Source organism: Chitinimonas sp. (assembly GCF_041904975.1).
Lineage (GTDB): Bacteria > Pseudomonadota > Gammaproteobacteria > Burkholderiales > Chitinimonadaceae > Chitinimonas.
Map to the genome: position 1 here is coordinate 1 of NZ_JAYRLZ010000136.1, position 11,168 is coordinate 11,168.

The 11,168-nt window shown below is 62.3% G+C and carries 12 protein-coding genes; 7 read left to right on the forward strand and 5 right to left on the reverse strand.

From position 1 onward, the window contains the following. From ACE3OH_RS13200 to ACE3OH_RS13210, 3 genes are all read left to right on the forward strand, one after another. Positions 1-302, forward strand: a 302-nt coding sequence (locus ACE3OH_RS13200; protein WP_374353439.1) for a hypothetical protein, incomplete at its 5' end; no start/stop codon positions are given. Between the two features lie 11 nt (positions 303-313). Beyond that, positions 314-1,384, forward strand: a complete 1,071-nt coding sequence (locus ACE3OH_RS13205; RefSeq protein WP_374353442.1) for a sensor histidine kinase — start codon at positions 314-316, stop codon at positions 1,382-1,384. Continuing rightward, positions 1,381-2,112 carry a LytR/AlgR family response regulator transcription factor gene (locus tag ACE3OH_RS13210; protein ID WP_374353445.1) on the forward strand — a complete coding sequence of 244 codons (732 nt, stop codon included), beginning with the start codon at positions 1,381-1,383 and terminating at the stop codon, positions 2,110-2,112. Before ACE3OH_RS13205 ends, ACE3OH_RS13210 begins: the two co-directional genes overlap by 4 nt. Before the next feature lie 63 nt (positions 2,113-2,175). On the opposite strand, the gene ACE3OH_RS13215 is transcribed toward ACE3OH_RS13210, so the two are convergent. From ACE3OH_RS13215 to ACE3OH_RS13235, 5 genes are all read right to left on the reverse strand, one after another. Next, positions 2,176-3,015, reverse strand: a complete 840-nt coding sequence (locus ACE3OH_RS13215; protein ID WP_374353448.1) for an ATP-grasp domain-containing protein — start codon at positions 3,013-3,015, stop codon at positions 2,176-2,178. A gap of 51 nt (positions 3,016-3,066) precedes the next feature. After that, positions 3,067-3,609: a hypothetical protein gene (locus tag ACE3OH_RS13220; protein WP_374353451.1), complete on the reverse strand. Its 543-nt coding sequence runs from the start codon at positions 3,607-3,609 to the stop codon at positions 3,067-3,069. A gap of 228 nt (positions 3,610-3,837) precedes the next feature. Continuing rightward, a complete protein-coding gene (locus ACE3OH_RS13225) occupies positions 3,838-4,236 on the reverse strand; it encodes a YccF domain-containing protein (RefSeq protein WP_374353454.1) in 399 nt (132 codons plus the stop codon). A gap of 20 nt (positions 4,237-4,256) precedes the next feature. Then, positions 4,257-5,447, reverse strand: coding sequence for a monodechloroaminopyrrolnitrin synthase PrnB family protein (locus ACE3OH_RS13230; RefSeq protein WP_374353457.1), 1,191 nt, complete (start codon positions 5,445-5,447; stop codon positions 4,257-4,259). Positions 5,448-5,469: 22 nt separating this feature from the next. Beyond that, on the reverse strand, positions 5,470-6,579 hold the full coding sequence (locus tag ACE3OH_RS13235) for an aminotransferase class V-fold PLP-dependent enzyme (protein WP_374353462.1): 1,110 nt from the start codon (positions 6,577-6,579) through the stop codon (positions 5,470-5,472). A 249-nt stretch (positions 6,580-6,828) separates the two neighbouring features. Between ACE3OH_RS13235 and ribD the strand changes: the two genes are divergently transcribed. The 4 genes from ribD to ACE3OH_RS13255 form a co-directional block, all read left to right on the forward strand. Next, positions 6,829-7,935 carry a bifunctional diaminohydroxyphosphoribosylaminopyrimidine deaminase/5-amino-6-(5-phosphoribosylamino)uracil reductase RibD gene (ribD, locus tag ACE3OH_RS13240; protein WP_374353465.1) on the forward strand — a complete coding sequence of 369 codons (1,107 nt, stop codon included), beginning with the start codon at positions 6,829-6,831 and terminating at the stop codon, positions 7,933-7,935. A gap of 156 nt (positions 7,936-8,091) precedes the next feature. Further along, positions 8,092-9,063 (forward strand): methyltransferase domain-containing protein, encoded by a 972-nt coding sequence (locus ACE3OH_RS13245; RefSeq protein ID WP_374353468.1) that lies wholly within the window; start codon positions 8,092-8,094, stop codon positions 9,061-9,063. Positions 9,064-9,104: 41 nt separating this feature from the next. Beyond that, positions 9,105-9,947 carry a class I SAM-dependent methyltransferase gene (locus ACE3OH_RS13250; RefSeq protein WP_374353471.1) on the forward strand — a complete coding sequence of 281 codons (843 nt, stop codon included), beginning with the start codon at positions 9,105-9,107 and terminating at the stop codon, positions 9,945-9,947. A 114-nt stretch (positions 9,948-10,061) separates the two neighbouring features. Continuing rightward, positions 10,062-11,168: hypothetical protein (locus ACE3OH_RS13255; RefSeq protein ID WP_374353474.1), on the forward strand; the 1,107-nt coding region annotated here is incomplete at its 3' end.

Here is an 11,168-nt window from a genome sequence, read left to right on the forward strand (position 1 = left end):
CCCTCAGTGGCGCTGCGCTGCGCAATGATTCGCCCGAATTCACCGGCGGCGAGCTGTCTGCCGTGATGGGCAGCATACAGCTGGACCTGCGTGCCGCCTCGATGGTGAGCGAGGCGCATCTGAAACTCAATGCGGTGTTCGGCGGTATCGAGATCCTGGTGCCAGCCGACTGGCGCCTGGTGGTGCGAGTGTCGCCTACACTGGGCGGCGTGGAAGATCGCAGCATTCCGCCCATGCATGCCAACAAGACGCTGTATCTGGATGGCGAAGTGGTGATGGGTGGCGTGATGGTGCGTAACTAGGGCCGCGCCGCATGCACCCGATGCTGGCCAGCTTGCGTGGCCTGATCAGCTACAGCGCGCTTGCCTCACTGGTGGGCGCGCTGCTCGCTTGCCTGCTGTGGTTGACTGGCGCCGGCAGCTTGCCGGCGGCCACGCTGTTTGCCCTGCCGTTTTCACTGTGTTTCGGGCTGGTAGTGCTGTCGGCCTACCATGTGTGCCGCTCCTTGCCGTTTGCCGGGCACGCTGCCTTCAATGCGGTCGCAGTGCGCGGCGGCGCCTGCCTGGTCGCTGCGGTGCTGGGCCTATTGCTGGGCCTGGGCTGGAATGAGGCGAGCCAAGCCATGATGCACAGCGGCCCGGCGCTTGAGTTGGCACCAAGCTGGCGGGTGGCGCTGGCGCTCGCCAGTGGTACAGCCTATCTGCTGTCGATTCTGGCGCACGAAATGCACGCCGCTGCCCTTGCTGCCCGCGAGGCGACCGACCGTGCCCAGCAGGCGCGCCTGCTGGCGCGCGATACCGAGCTGCAATTGCTGCGCACCCAGATCGACCCGCATTTTCTGTTCAATAGCCTCAATGCCATCAGCGCCCTGACGCGCCTCGATCTACCCGCCGCCCAAGCGATGATTGTCGATCTGGCCGAATTCTTCCGCCACACCTCGCTGGTGGCTACCCAAGCCGCCATACCGCTGGCCGACGAATTGGCGCTGTGTACGCACTATCTGCGTATCGAGCAGCATCGCTTCGGCCCCAAGCTGCAAGTCGACATGCAGATTGCCGATGCAGCACGGCCGGCCATGGTGCCGCCGCTATGCCTGCAGCCCTTGCTGGAAAACGCGCTCAAGCACGGCATACGCCAGCTCGACGATGGCGGCACGCTGCAGCTGGAAGCCTTGCTGCGTGATGGCTGGCTGCATCTGGCGGTGCGCAACCCGGTCGATGCCACCGCCACGAGCGCCTTGCCCGGCAATGGGCAAGGGCTGCGCAATCTACGCGAGCGGCTTGCCAGCTTGTATGGCAACCGTGCCCGCCTGGCCTGGCAACAACACGATGGCCACTTCACCGTTGAACTGGCACTGCCGTTTGAGGAAGCGACACGCTCATGAGCACGACGCTAACCGCCCTGATTGCCGATGATGAACCGCTGGCCCGCGCGCTGCTGCGCGACTATCTGCGCAGCCACCCCGATATCGCCATCGTCGGCGAGGCAGACAACGGCCTGCAGGCGGTGAAGGAAATCGGCAGGCTGAATCCGGACCTGGTGTTTCTGGATATCCAGATGCCCAAGCTCAGCGGCTTGGAAGTCTTGGAGGCCACCCAGCGCCGCAGCGGCGTGATCTTCACCACCGCTTTTGACGCCCACGCGCTCAAAGCCTTCGATTTGCACGCGGTGGATTACCTGCTCAAACCGTTCTCTCCGACCCGTTTCGATGAAGCCCTTCGCAAAGCCCGCGCCCTGTGCGGCGAGGCGCAGCCGAGCGTCGATGCGCTGCTGGCCGATAACAGCCAGCGCCTGAGCCGGGTACTGATACGCGAGCGCGAACAGGTGCACGTGCTGCCGGTTGATACCATCGACTACGTGGAAGCGCAGGATGATTACATCCGCATCCATGCCGGCCAGCGCGCCCACCTGAAAACCCAGCGCCTGTCTGATCTGGAAGCCCGGCTCGACCCGGCCAGCTTCGTGCGCGTACACCGCTCCTATCTGATCAATCTGGCCTGCCTCGTCGGGCTGGAGCGCAATGGCAGCGACGGCTACGTCGCCTGCCTGCGCAACGGCCAGCGCATCCCGGTTAGCCGCTCGGGGTATGAGCGATTGCGGCAGGTGATGTAGGGCATGGATTGGTGTAATGAAACCCAATATGGGTGGTAGCTGTTGCGTATCAGTGCATTCAACTCAATTGGTCAGGCTGGCTGATAGCATCTCGATGAAAGCCTCAGCTGACCATTTCTTTCGGTCCGACACTTGGCCGTCACCGAGCTCAATAAGCCTGGCTGTGCCTTCCTTGTTCAGCAAGACATCGATAGAGAAGAATGGGCTATCGATCCGGCGAGCGACATCCTTTACAAGTTCCGGAACAACACCGTCACGCGCGAACGCTTTGCCACGGAAAACGAAATATCGTTCTTCTGTTTCCGGCAACAGATTTTCGAGCTCGCGAATGCAGACGCCACCCTCCAATTGGCCGCGATAGCGTTCTATGAGATCGACCACCTCTCGGACTTCCGAAATGCTTCGAGCAACAGACCCTCGTGATGTGGTAAGCGATTTGACGAAATCCTTAACGAAGTAAGCGCTCCAACCTGTCGTGGATAGCGCTGCCGCGAAATCATCGTCTTTTAAAAGCACGATCGTTTTGGGGGTAACGTCTTTGCACCGTTCGTACCACTCCGGAAGATAGTGACATTGGCGATAGCGCTCAGCAGAAACGGCGACAGTTGCGCCTAATGATTCAATTGCTCCTTGCAATTGAGCGTAACGAGTTGACGTTAGCATCCAGCCGCGATAAAGGATTTCACCCGCAAAAGCAGGTTTTGGGCGCGGTTTGAATTCGCCAAGTTCAAAATCTTCATAAGAGAAAGGAAACCAAGTAAAACCGGCGTGTTGAGCAGTTGAAAACTCTTCCTCGTACGCCTCGTCAGGCTTCATTTTGTTAAAGGGATCACAAGGATAGAGAAGGTGCATATGTATTCCTTTTGCTGCGCCGATATGAAGGACGATGGCAATGATATTCATGCCGTTCGAATGGATGGCGATGGCTACGCTGCAGTAGTAAGTTTCCGGCGATTACAGCGAAATAGCACCATTCATTGCAAACAATTCTGCAATCCCCGCCTCCGCCGGATGTAGCTGCGGCCGTTGCCGCAAAGCCAGCTTGGGTCCGCCATAAGCCGCGAAGCAGGCTTGATGGCTGGAGTGCGACATATCGCCATCGCGCTGGTAGTAGTCGCCAACCCAGTTCAGCAAAAATGGCAGGTGTTGGTCCTGTTGCTCGGCGGAGGCGAATTTGTGGGCTTCCCACGGGCGCTGGCGGCAGTTGTGCTGGCATTGCTCGGCGTCGAGGTCCAGGAATACCAGGGTGGGTGAAAAGCCGAGTGCCACTTCGATCAGGCTGGTGTAGCAGCCTTCGATCACCCAGCTGGCATGGTTGGCGCAAAAGCGCGCCAGATCGGCGCTGGCCAGCTCGATCGGGCGGGCCACGGCGATTTGGCCGGGCTCCCAGTACAGGGTGTCGAGATCGAGCCGGGCGGCACCGTCCACTTGGGTGGCGAGCCAATTGGCCAGGGTGGATTTACCGGAACCGGCATTGCCGATGATGGCGATGCGCATGGGCGATTTCCTCATTGGATGGTCGGCGAGCGTGCTGGGGCAGCTTTGAACGAATCGACTTCTGCGCCAAAGGCGCGGCAGTGTTGCTGCTTGTCGGGTCGTGGTCATGTATTGCCTGCTGCTGTCGGAATGAATTCCGATCTACCGCTCAAGCATGGGCGCTCGCAGCTGTCGGGCAGCAAACACCAGGTGGCGATGCTTTTGCAATGCTGTTGCTTGAGTATTTCCCTAGCGCTTGTCCACGATGGTCTTGCCGATCGGTGCCACCGCCAGCACGGCCAGCTTGATATGTTGCAGGCCGAATGGGATGCCGATGATGGTGACAAAGCAGGCCAGGGCCGACATCAGGTGGCCGATGGCCAGCCACAGGCCAAACAATACGAACCAGATGATATTGCCCAGGGTGCCCAGCAAGCCGGTGCCGATATCGTGCTGGCCACTCAGCTGCGCGCGGTCGATGATGTCGCGACCGAACGGCCAGAACGAGAAGCTGCCGATCACAAAGCAGGCGCGGCCCCAGGGTATGCCGATGATGGAGACAAAGGCCAGCAGGCCGGCCAGCCACCAGCTCAGGCCCATCAACAGGCCGCCGCATACAAACCAGATGACATTGCCGATAAACGACATGGCTTGCTCTCCTTGTCGCGTCAGTCAGCGCCGGATTCGACGGCGGCTTTGAGCCGCTGTACATCGGCGTAGCGGGTGACAATATCGTCGCGCTGGGCGGCGCGGCGCTGGTCACGCAGCTTTTCCAGCGCCGCCAGCAGCACCGGCAGCGGCGGGCCGCTGGCGGTGAGGTTGCCGTGGTTGGCTTCAGGAATGCGGTCGGCCGGCTGCTTGATGTATTTGCCGACCAATTGATCGTGGTGCTGGCTGGCGCCGGTGCCGTGTGCTTCCAGCACCGCCAGGAAGGCCGATGCGTTGGGCTTGAACCACGGCGCCTGCTGTTGCTGCGCATCGAGCGCGGCCATGAACTGGTTCATCAGGCTTTGCTGGCGCATGGTGTCGCGCAGGATCAGCTGGTCCTGCGGCATCATGTAAAGGAATTTGTCGACCAGCAGCTGCGAATAGGACGACTGGTTGGACTGGCACAGGCCCAGCAGCAGGTCGATGACATTGATGCCGGCAAAGTCGCCGGCATTGGCGCCGCGATAGGTATTGAAGCCGACCTGGTGCGGCTTGTAATAGGGCCGCACATTGAAGAAGAAGCGGTCGATATCGAGCTTGGCGAACAGGGCCTGATTGCTGTCGATCACCTCATCGAGTGCATCCTTGGCGGTGTTCAGCAGCCGTGCGGTGATCGGGTGCGATACCCCCAGCGGCAAGATGCGCAATAGCGCGTCGGCGGCGCGCTTGTAGGCGAGGATGCCGATGGTGTTGTAGTCGACGAAGATGTATTCGTCGGCCAGGGTGGTAAAGGTCTTGTAGCGGCCATCGATGGCCAGGTTGTGGGTGGTGAGGTGGCTGGTGGCAAAGCGCGGTGTCACCCCGAGGCTGGCGCCCAGCTCCATCGCCAGGCTGGAGGCCTCGCGCTGCCGCGCCGCCGGGCCGGCTACCGCTTCGCTGATGGCATGGCGGCTACACGCCGCCATATAAAAGCCGACATTGCCGAGCAGGTTGAAGCCTTGCTCGAAGCCTTCGTCGGTATTGCCCTCGCGCACCAGATCGGCGATCAGCGCCTGGCCTTCGCGGCACAGCGCGGCCTTGATGTCATTGCCGATGCCCTCGACCTGGTTGCGGTCGTCCTGGGCGAAGTAGCGCTCTTCCAGCTCGGTATTCATCTGGCAAAACGCGCTGCGTATCCAGTCGTCAAACTTGCGGGCATTGGGCGTCATCATGGCTGTGTGTCTCCAGTCGGGTTTACAGGGCGCTACGGATGGCGCCGAGCAGGGTGTCGATGTCGTCGACGCTGTTGTACAGATGCGGCGACAGGCGCAGGCCGAGGCCGCGCACATCAAAGCGGATCTGGGCGGCGCGCAGTGCGGCAATCACCGCATCCTGCCGCTCGCCAAAGTGGGCGATGACGGTGCCGCTGCGCTGGGCTGCCCCATGCGGCGACACGATATGGGCCGGCGCGCAGCCATCGATCAGCCTTTGGGTGAGGGCCAGATTGTGGGCGCGTACCTGCGCGATGCCGTGGCGGCTCAGATAGTTGATGCTATGGCTGGCCAGCACATAGGGCAGCACCGAGGGCGTGCCGCCCCAAAAGCGCAGGGCGCTTGGGTGGTAGGCAAAATGGTGGATATCGAATTCAAACGGGTTTTCATGGGAAAACCAGCCGACATCGGCCGGCTGGCATTGGCCGAGCAGGTGCGGGTTTACCCACAGGAAACCGGCACCCGGCCCGCCACACAACCACTTTACGCAGGAGCCGATGACAAAGCTGGCATTCCACTCGCCAAGGTCAATCGGCAGGATGCCGACCGATTGCGCCACATCCACCACGGTCAGAATGTCGCGTTGTGCGGCCTCGGCCACAATCTCGGCCACTGGCACCTGTACGCCGGTATTCGATTGCACCTGGGTGATCAGCAGCCACTGCACATCGGGCGCCATCGCATCGGCCCACGCCTGTGGGTCGGTGTGGTCGGCCTCGCGTGGCAGCCAGGCCAGTTCATAACCAAGGCGCTTGGCTTGCTCGGCAACAAAGCCCAGCGAGGGGAAATCGTGCTCGCTGAGCAGGATTTTTTGCGCACCGGCCCGCTTGGGCAGGGCGCTCAGCACTTTGCCCAGCGCGCTGGATAGATTGGTTTGCGGGCAGAACAGCGCCGCATCGCCATGCAGCAAGGTGGCCAGCGCCTGGTTGAACGCCTGCAACTCACCCATCCAGGCGCCCCATGGGTCACCGGCCGCATCAGCCCAGGGGGTGAGGAAGCGCTCGGCCAGGTCAGCCTGGACCGTGCGCAGCGGACGGCCTACCGAGTGGTTGAGCAGATAGATGCCATTGCTGGCGATAAAGTCCGGATGCATGGGCGGGTTCGGATTCGGGTTTATTTCGGATAGTGCGCCAGCGACGAGGGTAGGGCGTAGCCAGCGCTGTGGTGCGGGGTGCGGCGCGATGCTAAAGCGACTTGCCCATCCTTGCCAGCGGCATCGTGCACAAAGGCTGGCGCGACGTCGCTTTGGCGCCAAAAACCACAGCTGGCGCAAGGCGGAGCAGGCAAGAGTTGGCGCCAGTGCTAGCATCGGCCGCTTGTGCAATGGTTCGAGAGGCCCCACATGGCTTTTTCAGCAATCGATCACGCCTTGATGGCGCAGGCTTTGCGCGTGGCCGAAGGTGGCCGCAATATCACTACGCCCAACCCGAGCGTCGGCTGTGTGCTGGTGCGCGAAGGCCGGGTGATCGGCCAGGGCCACTCGCAAGCGGCCGGTGGGGCGCATGCCGAGGTGATGGCGCTGCGCGATGCGGCCGCGCGTGGTGAATCGAGCCGGGGCGCCACCGCCTATGTGACGCTGGAACCATGCAGCCACCACGGTCGTACACCGCCTTGCGCCGATGCCTTGATCGAGGCCGGTGTGGCGCGGGTGGTGGTGGCAATCGATGACCCCAACCCGCTGGTAGCCGGGCAGGGCAGGGCGCGGCTGCAGGCGGCGGGGCTGGCGGTGGAAACCGGCTTGCTGGCCCATGAGGCGCGCGAATCGCTCAAGGGATTTCTCAGCAGTATGGAGCGCGGCCGGCCCTGGCTACGCCTGAAAATTGCCGCCAGCCTCGATGGCAAGGTGGCGCTGGCCAATGGCGAATCGCAATGGATCACCGGGCCGCAGGCGCGTGCCGATGTGCAGCGCTGGCGCGCCCGCTCCTGCGCCATGATCACCGGCAGCGGCACGGTGCTGGCGGATGATCCGCAACTCACGGTGCGCGAAATCGATGGCCAGCCCTGGCAAGGCCGGCAGCCCTTGCGGGTGGTGCTGGATAGCCGGGCGCAATTGCCGACCAGCGCCCGCCTGCTGGCGGCACCGGGCAAGGTGCTGGTGGCGGTGGCCGCCGCCAGCGAAGCACATCTGCAAGGCTTGCGCGCGGCGGGCGCCGAGGTAGTGGCCCTGCCGGATGCGGCCGGGCGCATCGATCTGGCGGCGTTATTGCAGGAACTGGGCCGGCGCGGCATCAATGAGGCGACGGTGGAAGCGGGCGCACGCCTCAATGGCGCTTGGCTGGCCAGTGGCTTGGTGGATGAGCTGCTGCTGTATCAGGCGCCGGTGCTGCTGGGCAATGCGGCGCAGGGCCTTGCCGACTTCAGCATCGACAGTCTGGCTGACAAGCTGGCGCCCAAGGTGGTGGAGGTGCGGCAAGTCGGCGCGGATATGCGCTATTTGCTGCGGTTCTGATGGGCAGGATGCCGGGCGAATGCACCGTAGCAGCGGCTTTGGTCGCGAAGGCGTCAGCTTCACCAAGCGCGGCTGATGCCGATCCTGCACGGCGCTCGCTTCAACTGTCCGAATTGATAAGTGTTTAGGGTTGATACACGCGCGACGACTGAAACCATGAACAGAAACGACAAAATCCTCAGTTGCATCGATCCACAAACGCAATCCGGCCTGGAAATCGGCGCCTTGTGCCGGCCGGTGGTTAAGCCCGGTATCGGCCCGATCAAATATGTCGATCACCTCGATACGCCGACCCTGCGCAGCAAATACGCCAACGATGCCAATGTCGACGTCGACCAGATCGTCGATGTCAGCTATGTGTGGGGTAGCCAGACCCTGCCGGAAGCAGTGGGCGATGAGCGTTTCGATTATGTGATCGCCTCGCATGTCATCGAGCATGTGCCCGACACCATAGGCTGGTTGCGCGAGATCGCCACGGTGCTCAAGCCGGGGGGCAAGCTGTCGCTGGTGATACCGGATAAACGCTACACCTTTGATGCCGCGCGTGAGAACACTGGTTTCGCCGCGGTGGTGGAAGCCTACCTGCTCGGACGCCGGCACCCGGGGTTTCGCGAAGTGCTCGATCACTTCAGCAATGCAGTGGCACTGAACGATGGCGTGGCGCTGCACGCCATACTCAGTGGCAGCAAGACCGCGCAAGAGCTGCCGCTCAACCATCCCGGCATGATCGAGGTGCTGGGCGAGGATGGCTTGCGCCACTACTTCAACCTGATCAATGGCGGCCTGTATATGGACGTGCATGTGCATGTCTACACGCCGGCCAGCGTTCTGGCGCTGCTGGCCAAGCTGGCGGCGGCAGGGCTGTTGCAGATGCGTGTGGCGGCATTCGAGTCCACGGTGGCAGGCGAGATCGAATTCTTCATCACGCTGGAGAAGCTGCCCGACGATATGCCGGCGGCGCAGCGCCGCGACGCGATACTGGCCAGCCTGCAACCGTGGCTGCATCGTCCACTTATGGAGCAGGCGCAACGTCCACAACCGGAAGTACCGGCACCCGTGCCTTTGCCTCTCCGACTGAAGCGCGCGATACTTCGCCGCTTTCGGATGCTGGGAGCCGGGTTCAGATGATGGCTGGCGGGGAAAATGCAATGGCGGCAGGCGCTGCACGAGTGGACAAGCTGCTCGCCGGAATCGATCTGGCGCAGCCGGGGCTGGAGATCGGTGCGCTGTGTCGCCCGATTGTTCCGCCGCATCTGGGCAATATCCGCTATGTCGACCATCTGGATACGCCGGGATTGCGCGCCAAATTTGCCGGCGACGCCTCGGTGGATGTCGACAAACTGGTCCATGTCGACTTCGTGTGGGGCGAGCAGACCCTGCCACAGGCGGTGGGCGGCGAGCGCTTTGACTATGTGATCGCCTCGCATGTGATCGAGCATGTGCCGGACACCATAGGCTGGTTGCGCGAAATTGCCGCCGTACTCAATCCCGGCGGCAGGCTGGCACTGGCGATACCCGACAAGCGATTCACCTTTGATATCCGGCGCGAGCTCAGTGCACTGCCGGCCTTGCTCGAGGCTTTCCTGCATGGTCGTCGCCGCCCGGCGGTGCGCGAGATACTCGACTTTGCCTGCAATGTGGTCAGCCTGGACGACCCTGCCGCCGTCGAGGCAGTGTGGCGCGGCGACAAGACGGCACAGGATTTTCCCTTGCTGCACCCGGGCTTGCTGACGTCTTTGGGCGAGGCTGGCTTGCGCCAGTATTTTGATCGCCTGATGGCGGGCGAATACCTGGATGTCCATGTGCATGTCTATACGCCGGACAGCTTCATGGCCTTGCTCTCGCAACTGGCGCAAATCAAGCTGCTGCCTTTTTCTGTGCTCAGCTTTGTTCCGACTGCGTTTGGAGAAAACGAGTTTTTTGTCAGCCTGCAAAGGCTTGCTGACGAGTTGCCGCCCGGGCAGGCACGCAATCTTGCCGTATCGAGCCAGGCCGGCCCGATCCATGGTTGAAGGCTGCGGTGGCCGATGCCGTGCCGACTGCGATAAAGGCGGCGCCATGCACTACACTGCGAACTTGTTGCGGGCGCAGCGCGCCCGACTTGCTGCACGACGGGGACCGGATACATGCACATCTCGATCGTGACCCTGGAAGGGTTCAATGAAATCGATGTCTTTCTGGCACTGGGCATACTGAACCAGATGCGGGCAGAAGGTTGGCGCGCCGATATCGTCGCGGCCACGCCGAAGATCACCTCGGTGAACGGCGTGATCATTGCCAGCCAGCGACCATTGGAGTGGGCCAATGAATCCGATGTGGTGCTGTTTGCCAGTAGCGTGCAGATGCGTGAGCATGCCGCCAATGGCAAATTGCTGGGGCGTTTGCATCTGGATCCGGAAAGCCAGCTGATCGGCGCCCAATGCACCGGTGCACTGATGCTGGCGGGCCTGCATCTCTTGGGTAAAGTGCCGGCCTGCGTCGATCGGGTGAATCAGGCGGTAGTGCAGGAAGCGGGCATCGCTTGCCTGCCGGCCGCATTCCGGGCCGATGGCAATATCGCCACGGCCGGTGGCAGGTTGGCGGCGGCCCATCTGGCTGCCTGGGTGATCTGCCGCCAGGACGAGGAGCACACTGCACGCCATATCCTGCAGCGGGTGGCGCCGGCCGGCGACGAAAATGCCTTTGCCGACCGCGTGCTCGATCAGGTGATGCCCTTTGTCGATGGCAGCGCTGGCGCCAGGCCTGCGCCCATGCCGGAAGTTGTCGAGGCCAGACCTGCTGCACCCGTGGCGGCAAAGCCGCCGGCGCCGGCCAATACCCCGAACAAGCCGCAGGCGGCGACGGCGAAGCCGACTCCACCTGCACCCAGCGCGGCAGTGCCCGCCGGCAGCGCGCCGGTGCGTGGCATGCTGGCGCAATTTGAAGATTTGAATGGAAAGGATCAACCCATGTTTACCGGCATCGTTCAGGCCACCGGCAAGATTGCAACCGTACAGCCACTGGAAGGCGAGGGACTGCGGGTGATGGTGGTGAGCGAACATCTGTCGCTGGCCGATGTAGCCATTGGCGACAGCATTGCCATCAACGGCGCCTGCATGACGGTGGTGGCCAAGACCGAGCGCAGCTTCAAATATGATATTTCGGCCGAATCGCTACGTTGCACGGTGGGCCTCGAGGAGCCCGGCAACGAGGTGAAGCTGGAAAAGGCCATGCGCTTTGGCGACCGCATCGGC